This window comes from Flavobacterium pedocola (assembly GCF_053764385.1).
In genome coordinates, this window is sequence record NZ_JBSNCR010000003.1 from 39,374 (window position 1) to 57,182 (window position 17,809).

Sequence of the window (17,809 nt, forward strand, 5' to 3'; positions counted from 1 at the left end):
TAAAAAACCCGGAAGTAAAAAACTTCCAGGTTCAGGTTGTGGTTTAGGTTAAGTAAATATGGTGGGTTAGTATTTTAAAATACAGCCGAAGCGATTTGTCTGATATTCTCCGATTTTCCCATCGAATAATAATGCAGTACAGGGATTCCCGATTTTTGCAATTCTTTGCTTTGCTCGATACACCATTCGATTCCGATTTGCGAAACTGCTTCATTGTCTTTGGCTTTCACGACTTCCATGATTAAATCGTCCGGTAAATCCACTTTGAAACGGTGTGGAATTAAGTTTAACTGTTTCTTAGTAGAAATCGGTTTCAGTCCCGGAATAATTGGCACAGTGATTCCGGCTGCTCTGCATTTATCCACAAACTCAAAGAATTTCTTGTTATCGAAAAACATTTGCGTGATGATGTAATCCGCGCCGTTTTTGATTTTCTGTTTTAAGAAATAAATATCGCTGTCCAAACTTGGCGCTTCCATATGCTTTTCAGGATATCCGGCAACACCTATACAAAAACTGGTTTTGTTTGTGTTTTGCAAATCAGCATCCAGATAAATTCCGTTGTTCAGATTGTTGATTTGTGTTACCAATTCGGAAGCATACGAATGCCCTTCTTTTTCGGGTTTGAAATAGATTTCGCTTTTCACGGCATCACCTCGTAAAGCCACTACGTTGTCAATTCCCAAGAAATCCATATCGATTAAGAAATTCTCAGTATCCTCTTTGGTAAAACCGCCACACAATATATGCGGAATGGCATCCACCTGATATTTATTCTGAATGGCTGAACAAATCCCAACCGTTCCCGGACGTTTCTTTACGATTTTCTTTTCCAGCAAACCGTTTGGCAATTCTTTAAACTCATATTCCTCACGATGATAGGTTACATCGATAAAAGGCGGTTTGAACTCCATTAACGGCTCAATGTTATCAAAAATACACTGAATGTTCTGTCCTTTCAAGGGCGGTAATATCTCAAAGGAGAATAATGATTTTCCGTTGGCTTTTTCTATATGTTGCGTTACTTTCATTCCTAATTATGAATTATAAATTATGAGTTATGAGTTGTTCCGAAAGCTTAATCAGCAATGTTTGGATTCAACCATTTCTCCGCGTATTCGTATGTGCAATTTCTTCTTTGGGCGTAATCGCGTACCTGGTCTTCCTTAATTTTTCCGAGTCCGAAATATTTGCTTTCTGGATGCCCGAAATAATACCCTGAAACCGAAGACGCCGGCCACATTGCCATGCTTTCTGTGAGTGTTACGCCTATTTTTTCTTCTACATTTAACAAACTCCAGATAGTTGGTTTTTCCAAATGATCGGGACAGGCCGGATAACCCGGAGCCGGACGTATTCCTTTATATTCTTCTTTGATTAATTCTTCATTCGACAAATGCTCTTCCGAAGCATAACCCCAGATTTCCTTACGGATTTTCTCGTGCAAATATTCCGCGAAAGCTTCCGCAAAACGATCGCCCAAGGCTTTCACCATGATGGAACTGTAATCGTCGTTGGCCTCTTCAAAGGCTTTTGCTTTTTCATCTACTCCAAAACCGGTTGTTACACAGAAAGCGCCCATATAATCGGTTTTACTACTTTCTTTTGGCGCAATGAAATCGGCTAGGGCAATATTCGGAGCCCCTACGGTTTTTTGCGATTGCTGACGAAGGGTTAAGAATGTTTCCAGTACTTTTCCGTTTTCGTCGTACAATTCAATATCGTCGTCTTTCACCTGATTTGCCGGGAAGATGCCATAAATACCTTTGGCTTCCAACCAGTTTTCCTCCAAGAGTTGTTTCAACATTTTTTGGGCATCGGCAAACAAAATAGTTGCCTGTTCTCCCACCACATTATCGGTTAGGATGGCAGGATACTTTCCAAACAATTGCCAGGAATTAAAAAACGGTGTCCAATCGATGTAAGGCACCAGTTCCTGCAAAGGCACTTCAATGGTTTTGGCTCCGATGAAGTTTGGCTTTTTGGCTTCGAAATCATCCCAATCCAATTGTAATTTATTGGCTCTGGCTTTTTCAATCGTGTGATAACTCTTATCGCGCTGACGGTTTAAAAACGTTTCACGAAAGGCTTCGTATTCTGCACGAATTGTGCTTGCGTATATTTTTTTATCCTTGTTCAATAAGTTTCCAGCAACTGTTACCGCTCTTGACGCATCGTTTACATGCACAACGGTTTCACGATATTCCGGAGCGATTTTCACGGCTGTATGCGCACGTGAAGTCGTAGCCCCACCAATCATGATCGGAATTTTGATATTGCGTTTGTCCATTTCTTTGGCCAGGTACACCATTTCGTCCAACGAAGGTGTAATCAAACCGCTTAATCCGATGATGTCTACATTCTCTTTTATAGCCGTTTCGATGATTTTCTCCGGCGGTACCATTACTCCTAAATCAATGATTTCGAAATTATTACAAGCTAACACTACCGATACGATATTTTTACCGATGTCGTGCACGTCGCCTTTCACCGTTGCCATCAACACTTTTCCGGCTGAAGAAGTTACGCCGTCTTTTTCCGCTTCTATATAAGGTAACAGATAAGCCACGGCTTTTTTCATCACACGAGCGGATTTCACTACCTGCGGCAGAAACATTTTTCCGCTTCCGAACAAATCCCCTACCACGTTCATACCGGCCATCAGATTGATTTCGATGACTTCAATAGGTCGTGAAACCGATTGTCGGGCTTCTTCCACATCAATCTCAATAAACTCGTCTATTCCTTTAACCAAAGCATGCGTGATTCTGTCCTGCAACGAACCGCTTCGCCATTCCTGAACGGCTTTTTCATGTGATTTTACATCGCCTTTATAGCTTTCGGCTAACTCCAGAAGTCGTTCGGTGGCATCATCGCGTCGGTCTAATAAAACGTCTTCAACATATTCTAATAAGGTAGGATCGATTTCATCGTACACCTCCAACATTTCCGGATTCACAATCCCCATGGTCATCCCGTGTTTGATGGCATGATACAGGAACGCGGAATGCATCGCCTCACGTACTTTATCATTCCCACGGAACGAAAACGACACGTTACTCACCCCACCGGAAATATTCGCATACGGCAGGTTTTCACGAATCCATTTGGTTGCTAAGAAGAAGTCCAATGCATTACGACGGTGTTCTTCCATACCGGTGGCTACCGGAAAAATATTCGGGTCAAAAATGATGTCTTCCGCCGGGAAGTTGATTTCGTTGACTAAAATATCATACGAACGCTTACAGATTTCGATACGTCTTTCGTAAGTATCAGCCTGACCGACCTCATCGAAGGCCATTACGATAACGGCAGCTCCGTAACGTTTTACCAATTTCGCGTGATGCAAAAAGGCTTCTTTTCCTTCCTTTAAACTGATGGAATTCACCACACATTTTCCCTGCGCCACTTTCAGTCCCGCCTCGATGATTTCCCATTTGGAACTGTCGACCATTACAGGAACTCTGGAAATATCAGGTTCGGAAGCAATCAGGTTCAGGAATTTAGTCATGGCATATACGCCGTCCAACATCCCTTCGTCCATGTTGATGTCGATGATCTGCGCACCGCCTTCCACCTGGGCACGGGCTATGTCGAGCGCTTCCTCGTATTTTTCTTCCTTAATCAGACGCAGGAATTTTCGAGAACCGGTTACGTTGGTACGTTCCCCTACGTTTACAAAATTGGTTTCCGGCGTTACGATTAACGGCTCTAAGCCCGAAAGTTTTAAATATTTATGACAAGCTCCTTCACTCATTATGCTTCCTCCAGTACTCTTGGTTTATAATTGGCGGCCACTTCAGCAATTAACTGAATGTGCTCCGGTGTGGTTCCGCAGCAACCGCCTATGATGTTGATTAAATTATCGTCTAGATATTCCTTGATTAACGCTTGCATTTCTTCCGCAGTCTGGTCGTATTGTCCGAAAGCATTAGGCAATCCCGCATTAGGGTGTGCCGAGATGTTGAACGAAGTATTATGCGCCAAACGTTTCAGATACGGTTTTAACTGATCCGCTCCCAACGCGCAATTGAATCCTACACTCAACAACGGAATGTGAGAAATCGAAATTAAAAACGCTTCAACAGTTTGTCCCGATAAAGTTCTTCCCGAAGCATCGGTAATCGTTCCTGACACCATGATTGGGATGTCGATGTTGCGTTCTTCTTTTACTTCTTCGATGGCAAAAAGAGCGGCTTTGGCGTTTAACGTGTCAAAAATGGTTTCCACCAATAAAATATCGCTACCGCCGTCGATTAAGGCTTCTACCTGTTCTTTGTAGGCGATGCGCAATTCGTCGAAAGTGACCGCACGGAATCCCGGGTCGTTAACATCGGGACTCATGCTGGCGGTTCGGTTGGTTGGGCCGATGGAACCGGCTACAAAGCGTGGTTTATCGGTGAATTCGTCGGCTACTTCACGGGCGATTTTAGCGGATTTGTAGTTTAACTCGTACACCAAGTCTTCCATGTGATAGTCCGCCATTCCGATGGTGGTTCCGGAAAAAGTATTGGTTTCGACAATATCAGCTCCGGCAGCGAAATAAGCACGATGCACTTCTTTCACGGCTTCCGGCTGGGTCAACGACAACAAATCGTTATTCCCTTTTAACGGATGCGCGAAATCCTTGAAACGCTCGCCCCGAAAATCTTCCTCTTCAAATTTGTAGCGCTGCAACATGGTACCCATCGCTCCGTCGAGGATGAGGATTCTTTCTTTTATTGCTTCGTGTATTTTTGACATATTCTTTTTAAGCTTTTAGCCATTACAAAAATTCAATTCAATTCCTAACTAGCCCCGATAGTAGTCTCGTTTTTTTAAACGAGACGGATAGCGGGAATACGGACCGCAAAAAAGCCCAAGCTTCTCGCTCCTAATCCTAAAAAATATGTTATCATGAAATCAGAGAGATACCCAAAAAGTATCCTGTTATCTTTCCCGCCATGGCGAGGTAGAATGTAGCACCTTCTACAAGAGTAGGGTTGCTAAGGCTTCGTCGGGTCTAGTCCCTCTGCCTTTCGTGATAACGTCAGCCTGTGTAAGAACGGTGCAAAGCTAACAATTAATTTTTAATTCGGAAATATTTTCTGTTTACAGATTTTAAACTAAATTATTTTAGATTTTAATTCCAATAAAATCAATTAAAATAGTTTTTTATTCTAAAGCCTGTTTCAAATCATTGATAACATCCTGAACGGTTTCCAATCCTACCGAAACACGCACCAAGCCATCAGTGATGCTTACCGCCAAACGCTCTTCTTCGGTTAATTTACTGTGGGTGGTGGATGCCGGATGCGTTACAATCGTTCGCGTATCACCTAAATTAGCAGACAAGGAACACAATTGGATTTTGTCCAGAAACTTTCTGCCCGCTTCGATGCCGCCCTGGATTTCAAAGGCTACGATATTACCACCTAAACGCATCTGTTTTTTGGCAATTTCATACTGAGGATGCGATTTCAAAAACGGGTATTTTACTTGTTTCACATTCGGATGACTTTCCAAAAACTCAGCTACATTTACTGCATTTTCGCAGTGTTTTTCCACACGAACCGGTAACGTTTCCAAGCTTTTTGACAACACCCAAGCATTGAACGGCGATAAAGCCGGACCCGTATTTCTGGAGAACAGATAAATTTCACGAACCAAATCCGCTCTTCCGACAGTGATTCCTCCTAAAACACGTCCTTGACCATCGATTAATTTTGTCGCGGAATGCACCACCAAATCCGCGCCGTACTTAATAGGGTTTTGCAGGAATGGCGTAGCGAAGCAGTTGTCGATGATTAAAATCAGGTTGTGTTTTTTGGCGATTTGCCCTAACAATTCCAAGTCGATAATATCTACAGCCGGATTGGTTGGTGATTCGGCAAAAAGGATTTTCGTATTCGGCTGAATGTAGCTTTCAATGGTTTCCGGTTTGTTGATATCGAAATAACTGGTTGTGATGTTCCACTTCGGAAAATACTTGGTGAACAGCGTATGGGTTGAACCGAAAACACTTCCCACGGAAACGATATGGTCGCCCGATTCCAGCAAAGCCGCAAACGTGGAATACACCGCTGCCATTCCGGTGGCGAATGCATAACCGTCTTCAGCACCCTCCATTTTGCAGATTTTCTCCACAAATTCACTGGTGTTCGGGTTGGTAAAACGACTGTAAATGTTGCGTTCTTTTTCTTCGGTAAACGACGCGCGCATGTCTTCCGCATCTTCAAAAACAAAACTAGAGGTTAAATATAATGGCACGGAATGTTCCAAAAATTGGGTGCGTTCGGTTTGGGTTCGGATGGCTTGGGTTTCAAAGCCGAATTCTGACTTACTCATTTTAAATTGTTTTGTTGTTTGTTTAAATATTATTTACTCTTTTCTGCCAATCTTAAAATATCACCAAATACACCACGTGCGGTTACAGCTGCCCCTGCTCCTGCACCTTGGATTACGATTGGGTTTTCCCCATAGGATTCCGTATAGATTTCAAAAATAGAATCGGAACCTTTTAATTGTCCCAGTGAACTTTCCTGTGGCACGGATACTAAGCTTACTTCCAAACTGGCTCCGTTTTCAACGGATAAATCACCGGACAAATCGCCTACGTAGCGCAACACATGGTTTTCGGCTTGATTGGTTTTAGTGTTTTGATAGATCGGATTTAACTCTTCTAAACGGTTTAGAAAATCATCTACGCTGCCTTCTCTCAGGTTTTCAGGAATCAGGTTTTGGATTTTGATTTCGGAGAATTCATTGCTCAAATCCAATTCTCTGGCAAGGATCAATAATTTTCTACCCACATCGTTCCCGTTCAGATCTTCGCGCGGATCAGGTTCGGTGAAGCCTTTTTCAATAGCTTCTTTCAATACATCGCTAAAGGTTTTATCTGTGGCGGAAAACGTATTGAACAAATAACTCAGGGTTCCGGAGAACACCCCACGGATTCGCGTAATATTTTCACCGGAATGGTGCAGCAAACGAATAGTATCAATCAACGGCAACCCGGCTCCTACATTAGTTTCGTACAAATAATTTTTCTGGTAGAAATGCAGATTCTCACGCAGGTTTTTATAGAAACTGTATTCTTTGGTATTGGCAATTTTGTTAGCGGAAACCAAATCGAAACCGTTTTTGATCAATTCCACATAATTGGAAACGAAATCTTTACTGGCCGTGGTATCGATAGCAATCAGGTTCCCCAAGTGCTGGTCTTTAACGGAAGCTAAAATATTTTCTAAAGATGATTTTTGAATAGCATTCTCTAATTCCGATTCCCATTGATTCGAAACACCTTTTGCATTAAAAATAAACTGGCGCGAATTCGCAATCGCTACCACATTCAGTTCAATTCCTTTGCGTTGGATGATATTTTCACGGCTTTCCAACAACTGATTGATTAAGGTTTTTCCAACGGTTCCGTGACCGAAAATTACTAAATTGATTTTCTTGGTAATTCCAAAAATTTCACTGTGGATAACATTCAAGGCTTTTTTAAGTTGCACACGTTCCACTACCAAACTCACGTTCTTTCCGGTAACGGTATTGTTGAACAAAATCGGCACGATCTGATTACGGATCAAGGCATCATAAGGCTTGTTAAAAGTCGCCAATTCCTGTCCGATGATGGAAATTACGGATACATTTTCCGTTAAATACACACTGCTTACGTCTTTGGTGTAGAAATCCAATTCGAATTCGGCTTCAATCGCAGCTTTGGCTTTTTGGGCATCAACTGCATTTACGATAAAACCGATACCTCTTTCAGAAGAACCTTGCGAAATAATACTCACGCTAATGTTGTTCTGCGCCAATACACGGAAGATTCTCGCATCGATTCCCGGTTTCCCAAGCAATCCGCGACCTTCTAAATTCACCAAGGTTACATTTTCCAAAACGGAAAGCGACTTGATGCCTTTTCTTGAATTTTCAGAATTGATTAACGTGCCGTTGTGTGTATGGTTGAACGTGTTTAAAATGCGAAGCGGAATTTTCTTTTCAATCAGTGGGATAATTGTTTTCGCATGTAGAATAGTGGCGCCGAAAGTGGCTATTTCGTTAGCTTCTTCAAAAGAAAGCTGGTCTATTTTTTTAGCATCCGGCACTAAATCCGGGTTGGCCGTGAAGATACCGTCTACGTGGGTGAAACTTTGTAATTCTTCGGCATCTAAATAATTGGCAAGAAGTGAGGCGGTGAAGTTACTGCCGTTGCGTCCTAAAGTGGTGGTTTCGCCGTCGGTACTGGAAGCGATGAAACCGGTTACAATATTTACGGTGGTTCCGTTGTTGGTGGCAAAATGGTTTTGAACGTTCTTTCGGGAAATCACATCGACCGGTTGCGCGTTCCCAAATTTCGCATCGGTTTTGATTAATTGTCTTGTATCTGAAAAATTAGCATTGATTCCCTTTTCTTTTAAGGCCTGAGTTACCACTTTTCCGGAAATCACTTCGCCTTGTGCCAACACATTGTCTTTGATCTTTTTGCTGTAATCGCCTAAAAGGGCTACGCCTTCAAACAATTTTTCAAGTAACTCGAATTCAGAATTCAGATCGGCCGCAGAATTGCTCTTCTGATAGGTTTTGAATTGTTCCAGCTGAATCTGATAGACTTCGTTCTTCTTGGCTTTTTCAAGGATTTCTTCCAGTTCGTCTGTTGCATTCCCGATGGCGGAAACCACTACGGCAAACTTTTCCTGCTGTTTAACCTTGTCTAAAATGATGTTGATGGCTTTGTCGAACCCGCCGTCATAGGCTAAGGATTTCCCTCCGAATTTTAAAATTTTCATAGTTGTTTTAGTTTTGTTTTAGTTTTATTTTGTGTGTTGCAAAGGTGTTTTTCAATATACTGTTGAGTTGTTCGAACTCGATTAAAAAAGCGTCATGCCCGTGAAGCGACTTGATTTCGTGAAAATGCACATTTGCCGTGACGCGTTTCAGGATTTCATGAGTTTCGCGGTTTTCATCGGCAGTAAAGAAATAATCCGAATCGACGGCAATCAGGTGAATGTTCGCAGTGGTCTGTTTCGCAAAGCTGATAAACTGACCGCAATTTGTTGTTTCGCCTATGGTTTTCAAAAGATGGTTCATCAGCTTGTAAGACTCCGGCGCAAAACGGTTTCCCAGTTTGTTCCCGTGATGCAACAACCAGCTTTCGATTTGGTACAACTCCTGATTCTCGTTCTTGCTTCGGTTGAATTTCGCTTTAAACGATTGCGGCGTACGATAGAGCAACATGGCATGCAAGCGGGCATCGTGCACCGGATTTTCGGAATTGTTCAGAATCTTATCCTGCACCAGCACATTCGCAATCAGCCAGTCCGAAGCTTTCCAGTCTGAAGCTACCGGAATCAGGTTTTCAATGTGATTCGGTTTTAAAAACCCCATTTCCCAGGCAATGCCGCCACCCAAACTTCCGCCTATTACCGCAAAAAGTTTGTGAATCCCCAGGAATTGCAATCCTTCCCAAAACAACAATGCGATATCTTTTGTTGTGAAATCTTTGTAATTCTGAATTAGGTTTTCAGCTTGCCCATCAAAACCATTGCCCGGAATGTTAAAAGCGATTACCGTGTAAAAATCCGTATCAATAGTTTTTTCTGTACCGATTAAGGCATTCCACCAGCCATGCTCACCAATCACCTGCGAATTCCCGGTCAAGGCATGGTTGACCAAAACCACCGGAGCAGTTCCGATCGGCTGCCCGAACACCTGATAATACAGCGGCAACCAGCGTTTATAGGTTCCGTTTTGCAGGGTAACATCGAAAATATCTATCTTATGCAAACTCATTTTTCTCTTTTTAAAAACCACCTCCGGACATTGTTGGCAGACTTACCGGAGGCAGTTTAACAAACAAAACAACTTATCGTTAGGCAGCGTCGTGCTGCTTGTATTCTTTTAAAAGCGTCAGTAAAACCGGGGTGCTGTTGATTAAGTTATCTCTTAACGGACATCTTTCTTTCACCTCATCGATCCATTGTTTGAGCAGTACTAAAGGCGCATCGGAAACCGGTTTTACAATCACTTCGATTTTTCGGAACCCTGCTCTGGAGCGCGTGGGAATCCCCTCGGCTTTCTTGGTTTCCAGTTCTCCGGTGATTTCCACCTGAACGGATTGCAGTTCGATGCCTAATTCTTCCGCCACTAACAATCCTACGGCATTGATACTCCCGGCAAATCCGGCCAATAAATAATCCGTTGGACTTGGCACTTTTCCCGAACCGATTGAAATTGCGTTACTAAGCGTTAAGTTTGCGCCGTTGATTTGTACCGAAAATTGATTCGCATTCTCCGATACGCCTGTTGCTGTTACTAATTTACTGCTCATGATGTGTGTTGTTTAGGGTTAAATGAAAAGGAATTCGTTTTCTTCGGAGTTGATTTTAAGAATCAGCAAATCATCTGTGGAGATTAGTTGCTCACCGTTTAATTCCAGTAGGTTTTCATTCAGTTTCTTTTCTGCGTTTTCGATTAACGAAACGATGGTCTGTATTTTTTTGATTTTATTTTTTAAAGCTGTCATATCTTAAATTTTTTAAATGAATTGATTTGAAAAAAAAGTCCTTTCGGTTGTGTTACCAAAAGGACTTTTACAGTTTGAACTATAACTTGAGATTAACTCATCCGCTTTCGGCAACAATAATGGGGAACGTAGTGCATATACTTGCACATCATTCGTTTCATAAACATGTTTTTAATTGCCGTAGTTTTCATTTTTTTTAATTCTGGTTTTAAATATTTAAGTTTTTCAGATTGGTTTTGGCTTAAAGTAAAAAAGCCCCTGCGGTGTGCAGAGGCTTTCTTGTATATTTTAAATTTGAATTTTCAATTTAAACAATAGAGCGCTCTGCGGAGGATTTCCACATATACATGCACATATGACGTTTAATTGAGTTCATTTCTTTTTATTTTTTGATGGGACAAAATTAGAATTTTTTTCTAAATAAAAAAATAAAATAGTGTTTTTTTCTAAATTTTACACATAAAAACGAAATTATTAGATTTTTTTTCTAATTATAAAGCTTTATAAACTAAAATATTCTATAATGAGTTCATGAAATCAACTTCCAAAATATACTCAAGAGGTAAATTTTATATTTTTTACAAAAAAAAGTTGCGATTTATTTGTAAATCAAATTCGTTTTATAACTTTGCACTGAAAATCAAGAGGAAAAATTTGAACTGATTGCAACCTCATTAAAAAATGCTAAAGCAGTAACCACTACTCCTTTAGGCAATCCCTGCAATTTATTTTCCTCGCTTAAATTTTAAAACAATTTATTTATGGCTTATTTATTTACGTCAGAGTCAGTGAGCGAAGGACATCCGGACAAAGTAGCGGATCAGATTTCAGATGCATTAATTGATAACTTTTTAGCTTTCGACGCGGAATCTAAAGTGGCTTGTGAAACTTTGGTAACGACAGGTCAGGTTATTTTGGCCGGTGAAGTAAAATCCAAAACTTACCTTGACGTTCAGCAGATTGCACGTGATGTGATCAAAAAAATCGGGTATACGAAAAGTGAATACATGTTCGAGGCCAATTCATGTGGTGTTTTATCGGCTATTCACGAACAATCTCAGGACATCAACCAAGGTGTTGACCGTGCCAGCAAAGAAGAGCAAGGTGCCGGTGACCAGGGGATGATGTTTGGTTATGCCACGAATGAAACGGCTGATTATATGCCATTAGCATTAGACCTTTCACACAAATTGTTACAGGAATTAGCGGCTTTACGAAGAGAAAACTCGGCTATCACCTATTTACGCCCTGACGCAAAATCTCAGGTAACGCTAGAATACGATAACAACAACAAACCAACGCGTATTGATGCCATTGTAATCTCTACCCAGCACGATGATTTCGCAGCTGAAGCGGAAATGTTAGCGAAAATCAAAAAGGATATTATTGAAATTTTGATTCCTAGAATCATTGCGAAATACCCTCAATATGCGCACTTATTCAACGATAAAATCCAGTACCACATCAACCCAACAGGAAAATTCGTAATCGGAGGACCTCACGGCGATACCGGTCTTACAGGAAGAAAAATTATCGTAGATACTTACGGTGGAAAAGGGGCTCACGGTGGTGGGGCTTTCTCCGGAAAAGACCCTTCAAAAGTTGACCGTTCCGCTGCGTATGCTACCCGTCACATTGCTAAGAACTTAGTAGCGGCAGGTATTGCAGAGGAAATCCTGGTACAGGTTTCTTATGCCATCGGTGTGGCAAAACCAATGGGGATCTACATCAACACTTACGGAACTTCTAAAGTAAGTTTAACGGATGGGGAAATCGCCAAAAAAGTGGAAGCTATCTTCGATATGCGCCCTTACTTTATTGAACAGCGTTTGAAATTAAGAAATCCTATTTACAGCGAAACTGCTGCTTACGGACATATGGGACGTAAACCGGAAATCGTTACCAAAACTTTCAAATCGCCAAGCGGTGAAGAAAAAACAGTAACCGTAGAATTGTTTACATGGGAAAAACTTGATTATGTTGACCAAGTAAAAGCCGCTTTCGGATTGTAATATTTTTTCTACAACAGCATACAAACGACCTATTATTTATGTAGTAGGTCGTTTTTTATTTATAAAACGTCGGAAAAACGATTTATTTGCAAAAATTTAGACAAAATGAAGAATGCGCTACATCTCATCATCATCCTTTTCCCGATATTTTCTTTTTCACAGGTGGGAATCAACACTACCAGCCCTAACGCCCAATTGGATATTCGTTCCAGTAATCAGGCCACACCTGCCAATACTGACGGTATTTTAATCCCAAAAATAAACGCTTTCCCACTCACCAACCCAACTGCCGCACAAGACGGCATGCTGGTGTATTTAACAGCAGCCGCAGGAGCAAATCCCGCAGGATTTTATTATTGGAAAAACAGTTTAACCTCATGGCTTCCGGTAGCAGGAGCAACAACAAGCGGTTGGAACCTTACGGGGAATTCCGGGACGAATGCTGCAAGCGATTTCGTGGGAACAACAGACAATCAGGATTTGGTTTTCAGAAGAAACGGTACCGAAGCCGGCCGTATTAAACAAAACAGTACTTCCTTCGGGTATATGTCCTTTAACGGAACCTCCACAGCAAATGACAATGCAGCTTTTGGAAGCATGAGCTTATTCAACAACACTAATGGCACATCAAATGTCGCGGTAGGCTCAAGAACCTTATTCAACAATACTTCCGGATATGGTAACGTTGGAATTGGAGCAGATGCACTTTACAATAACAATTCAGGAAACAGCAACATTGCCATTGGAGCAGCGGCGCTTTCACAAACCGGAAGCGGCACCAACAATATAGCCATTGGAACCGGTTCACAAATGATGAATTTTTCCACTCCGGACAACAGTATCGCTATCGGCTATAACAACAGAGCCAACGATAACGCCATCGCTATCGGTTTCCAAACCAATGCAACGGATAATAATGTCGCTATCGGTCACGGTTCGTACGCGACAGGATCTCAAACAACAGCAATTGGATATCAGGCCATGGCTCAAACCAGCTTTTCAACAGCCATCGGTTATCAATCCTTATTATCAGCGAGCGGAACCGAAAATACAGCCATTGGTCCATCAACGTTGATGTCGTCCAGCGGTGGTTCGAATGTGGCCATTGCTCCAAGAGTACTGCGTTCCAATACTTCCGGATATGGCAATATCGGAATCGGAATTGATGCACTGACCAACAACAGCAACGGTGCCAACAACATTGCCATCGGTTCCAGCGCTTTATTACAAAACAATAACGGTACCAACAATGTGGCAATCGGAACAGGAGTTCAAATGAACAACTCATCCACACCGGACAACACTATTGCTATCGGATACAGAACAAATGCCAACGACTATGCAGTAGCCATAGGCTACCAGGCAAATGCTAATGACAACAATGTGGCGATTGGTACCAACTCCTTTGCTACGGGAACCTATTCCACAGCTATCGGATATTTGGCAAGCGCACAAACGAATTCCTCAACTGCAATTGGTCATCAAGCCTTAGGATCAGCAAGCGGAACCGACAACACTGCTATCGGTCCTTTTACCCTGATGTCGTCCAGCGGTGGTTCAAACGTCGCTATTGCGCCGCGAGTTTTACGCAACAATAATTCAGGCTATGGCAACGTCGGTATTGGTGCCGACGCCCTTTACAACAACAGTTCCGGAGCCAACAATATAGCCTTAGGAACCGCAACGCTTTTACAAAATAGCAGTGGCACAAACAACATTGCTATTGGAGCCGGTTCTCAAATGATGAATTTTTCAGCCCCCAACAGCAGTATCGCCATAGGTTACAGTACATCCGCAAATACTAATGCAATAGCCATTGGACTACAGGCTGCCGCCGATGAAAACAGCATTACCATAGGACGCGGCTCATCGGTTCAGAACAATAATAATATCGGTATTGGAAATACGGTTTATGTCAACGGAGCTTTTAATACGAATATAGGTCTGTCGGCTTTAAACGGCAGTTTTTATACCAATTCCACCTCTATTGGAGCTTTTTCAGAAAACACGGCCAGCAATCAGGTACGAATCGGAAGCAACAGTGTGACCAGCATAGGTGGTTTTGCCAACTGGTCGAATGTATCGGATAAACGTTTCAAAACCAATATCAAGGAAAATGTACCAGGATTGGAATTCATTACCAAACTGCGTCCGGTTACCTACAACTTAAACCTTCCTACTTCCAATTCCGCAGAAAAGCTGAACCAGTCAAAACTGGAAAAAGAAAAGGAAATCCAAACCGGTTTTATTGCCCAGGAAGTAGAAGCCGTTGCCGATGCCATTGGCTACAATTTCAGCGGTGTGGACAAACCTAAAAATGAGAAAGATTTTTACGGACTTCGTTATGCCGAATTTGTTGTCCCTTTGGTAAAAGCCGTTCAGGAACAACAGGAGGTCATCAAAAACTTAAAGAAGGAAAACGAAGAATTAAAAAAACGCCTCGACAGAATAGAACAAATGTTATCAAAATAAAAAAAGCCGACTCTAATGGAGTCGGCTTTTTAATACTATCTGTACTAAACCTGTCTTACTACAAAGCGTATTTCAAACTCAGAATCAGGTATCTTGGCTGTACAATGTAACTTGAAAACGTATTGCGTCCACCGATCTGATCAAAACTGCTGTTGTTGAGCGAACCGGTATTCAACAAATTGGTTCCGGATAATTTCCATTCCCATTTACTGTCTTTCTTCTGATACATCAAGGCCGCCGACAGGAAATCGTATTCATTGCTGATGGTTTTAGCTTTGTTGCGGTTGTTGTAAAACGTATATTCCGAAGTAAACGAAAACGCATCCAAAAAGTAATACTCTAAGGTAACTGAAGGCGCATCGATATAATAGGTATCACTGCTAAAATCATTGATAGTGAAATTATACGCCAACTCGATATTCGGGATTGTTTTATAATTGGTCGAGAATTTCACGTTGTAGCTTTGCGTAAAGGATTCCGTAGTCTGAACTTCTTCATCTGTTGGCGAATAGGTTCGGATATTGTTAAACTTACTCCAATTCAGGCTTGCTCCTGCCGATCCTTTGTAGTAACGCAGAAACGAACGCCCGTAATTACCACTTCCGGAAAAGGTTTCATCCGCAAAAGAAGAATTCATGTTCACACTCGACAAGACCTGGCTGATACCCGTTGGCCCGGTAAACAAAACCTTGCTTTTAATACCATCCGTTTGTTTGGTATAAGTAATATTTCCGACAATATTCTCCTGATTAAACATGTTGAACCTGAAATAGCGCAGGGAATGCACCTGAGAAAGCGAATTTTCCAGTGTACGGTTTCCGCTGTACAAGCTGTTGTAATTTGAAAACACATACCCTTCCGCCAGTTTGTTGATGTCGGTAAAATTATTGGCCATCCCAAAGTTATAGGTCAAGGTTTCTGTTTTTTTCAATTGCCACAATGCATAAAAATCAGGCAGGAAACGGTTAAAAGAATTCTTATTGGAAGTTCCTAACTGCTCGTCATTGGTCTGGTAATTGTGTACCGTGAATCCCGGGTTGAACGTGAATTTACCTGCAATAAACTTATAATGTAACCCCGCAAAAACATCGTTGAACGCATAGGTCACATTATTGTTGTTCTGCGTATCATTCAAGTCGTTTTGTGTCCCGTTGTCCAAAAGCTGAAAAATGTGGGAATTGAAATTCTGGTACGAATAGGTGTTTCCTAAAGTCACATTGATGTTGCTCTTCGGGGTTACCATATAGTAGTAATCGAATTTCCCGTCCAGCTTATTGGTTTTGACAAAGCGGTTTTGCGAAAGATCGTTCCGGTTCTGACTGTCATCATAACCCGGACCCAAATCAAAGGGCTGGAACTTCAGGTTCGCATTATAAAACGGATCTTCATCCTGGTACAAGTGCTGCATCTCGAACGCAAACACATGCTTTTCGTTTAAGGTATAATAGTAGTTTAAGTTCTGATTGAACGATAGCGGATTCTGCTTCTTTTTGGAATACACATCATTAAAAAGCGCTATAGTGCCCGATGATCCGGTGATTACAGAATTCGACAACAAAGTGGTTGACTCATCCTGTTTGGAAAATTTCGCCAGGGCATCATAATCAAAATGTACTTTGTCGGAAGGCACATAACTTGAACTCAGTTTGAAAAGCCCTAATCGGCTCTCCTGCTTGGTAATACTAGCTTCGTCGTTTACCGTTTTGGTACCGTCACTATCGATACGGGTCATTTTCGAGTTGGTCTGCAGATCCGTCTGGCTGCCCATCATAATCCCAAAACCACTTACACTCCAGGCCTTGGAAGGATTGTATGAAAAATTGGCCGCTCCGAATTTCGTATCGATTTCTTTTGCCTGATTGTTACGCAAACCCAGGATTCCCAAGTCGTTGGAAACCACATTAAAACTGGTTCCCGCACGTCGCATCATGTTTTTAAACCCTCCGGTAAATTTGAAATAATCCTGCATGGTCAGTGGCAACTCCCCTATATTGTTCATGTTACCGATGACGTTGATACTGTATTTGGGGTTGTAGTAGAACAATTTCGGATTCAGGATATACCGGTCTTCCTTATGCCCAACACCAATTCCGGCTGTCATGTCGCCAAACCAGAAGTTCTTCTTTCCTTCTTTCAGTTTAATGTTCAGCGCTACGTTTTCCTCATTGTTTTCCAGCCCTTTCAGATTGGTTACTTCGTTGTAATTACGAAGCACCTGAATTTTATCCAGCGCATCGGCCGGTATGTTTTTCGTAGCCAGTTTGGTATCGCCGTCGAAGAAATCTTTTCCTTCCACCATTACCTTCTGCACCGTTTTTCCTTCCACCTGGATTTCCCCGTCTTTGTTGACCTCAACACCCGGCAGTTTTTTCAGTACGTCTTCAAGTTTGCGCTCGGTACCGTTCCGGAAAGAATCCGCATTGTAAACAATGGTATCACCACTGATGGAAACCGGCATTTCTTTTACGATTTCGATTTCATTCAGCATGGTTCCTTCTTTCAGGACAATATTTTTGGTAATGGTTTCCAAGCCTGTCTTTATGGTAATTTCATAAGGCTGAAACCCTACATAACTCACCTTGATATCATAAGTGGAATTCGGATTCAGCAAAATCTGGAATCGGCCTTTATCATTGGTGATGGAATAACCGTCCATGGCTTTAGTTGCCTGATTGACTGCCATAATGTTAGCCATTTCAAGGGCTAAACCGGCTGTATCTTTAATGGTCCCTTCGAATTTTACGTTTTGCGAAAAGGAAATTGTTGCGATGCACAGCAAAACAACAAGATATAATTTTTTCATGGGGATGTTTCT

At 41.8% G+C, this 17,809-nt stretch carries 11 protein-coding genes and 1 riboswitch; of the genes, 2 read left to right on the forward strand and 9 right to left on the reverse strand.

The features are described 5' to 3' along the window. Positions 1-74 precede the first annotated feature (74 nt). From metF to ACWPKD_RS07275, 8 genes are all read right to left on the reverse strand, one after another. On the reverse strand, positions 75-1,031 hold the full coding sequence (gene metF, locus ACWPKD_RS07240; RefSeq protein WP_455412013.1) for a methylenetetrahydrofolate reductase [NAD(P)H]: 957 nt from the start codon (positions 1,029-1,031) through the stop codon (positions 75-77). Positions 1,032-1,078: 47 nt separating this feature from the next. Further along, positions 1,079-3,757 (reverse strand): methionine synthase, encoded by a 2,679-nt coding sequence (gene metH, locus ACWPKD_RS07245; RefSeq protein ID WP_455412014.1) that lies wholly within the window; start codon positions 3,755-3,757, stop codon positions 1,079-1,081. After that, positions 3,757-4,743 (reverse strand): homocysteine S-methyltransferase family protein, encoded by a 987-nt coding sequence (locus ACWPKD_RS07250; protein WP_455412015.1) that lies wholly within the window; start codon positions 4,741-4,743, stop codon positions 3,757-3,759. The genes metH and ACWPKD_RS07250 overlap by 1 nt, the downstream gene beginning before the upstream one ends. Before the next feature lie 183 nt (positions 4,744-4,926). Further along, positions 4,927-5,030, reverse strand: a riboswitch (SAM riboswitch). A gap of 124 nt (positions 5,031-5,154) precedes the next feature. After that, on the reverse strand, positions 5,155-6,327 hold the full coding sequence (locus ACWPKD_RS07255; RefSeq protein ID WP_455412016.1) for a trans-sulfuration enzyme family protein: 1,173 nt from the start codon (positions 6,325-6,327) through the stop codon (positions 5,155-5,157). A gap of 29 nt (positions 6,328-6,356) precedes the next feature. Beyond that, on the reverse strand, positions 6,357-8,774 hold the full coding sequence (gene thrA, locus ACWPKD_RS07260; RefSeq protein WP_455412017.1) for a bifunctional aspartate kinase/homoserine dehydrogenase I: 2,418 nt from the start codon (positions 8,772-8,774) through the stop codon (positions 6,357-6,359). 7 nt (positions 8,775-8,781) lie between these two features. Then, positions 8,782-9,777: an alpha/beta fold hydrolase gene (locus ACWPKD_RS07265; protein WP_455412018.1), complete on the reverse strand. Its 996-nt coding sequence runs from the start codon at positions 9,775-9,777 to the stop codon at positions 8,782-8,784. Positions 9,778-9,856: 79 nt separating this feature from the next. Next, positions 9,857-10,315 (reverse strand): OsmC family protein, encoded by a 459-nt coding sequence (locus ACWPKD_RS07270; protein WP_455412019.1) that lies wholly within the window; start codon positions 10,313-10,315, stop codon positions 9,857-9,859. 18 nt (positions 10,316-10,333) lie between these two features. Further along, positions 10,334-10,510, reverse strand: coding sequence for a hypothetical protein (locus tag ACWPKD_RS07275; RefSeq protein ID WP_455412020.1), 177 nt, complete (start codon positions 10,508-10,510; stop codon positions 10,334-10,336). 761 nt (positions 10,511-11,271) lie between these two features. Between ACWPKD_RS07275 and metK the strand changes: the two genes are divergently transcribed. Together metK and ACWPKD_RS07285 are read left to right on the forward strand one after the other, a co-directional pair. Further along, on the forward strand, positions 11,272-12,522 hold the full coding sequence (gene metK, locus ACWPKD_RS07280) for a methionine adenosyltransferase (protein WP_455412021.1): 1,251 nt from the start codon (positions 11,272-11,274) through the stop codon (positions 12,520-12,522). 105 nt (positions 12,523-12,627) lie between these two features. Continuing rightward, a complete protein-coding gene (locus ACWPKD_RS07285; RefSeq protein ID WP_455412022.1) occupies positions 12,628-14,994 on the forward strand; it encodes a tail fiber domain-containing protein in 2,367 nt (788 codons plus the stop codon). Positions 14,995-15,052: 58 nt separating this feature from the next. Here the strand turns inward: ACWPKD_RS07285 and ACWPKD_RS07290 are convergent, their stop codons facing one another. Next, entirely contained in the window at positions 15,053-17,797 is a 2,745-nt protein-coding gene (locus tag ACWPKD_RS07290; RefSeq protein ID WP_455412023.1) for a carboxypeptidase regulatory-like domain-containing protein, read from the reverse strand. Positions 17,798-17,809: the final 12 nt, after the last annotated feature.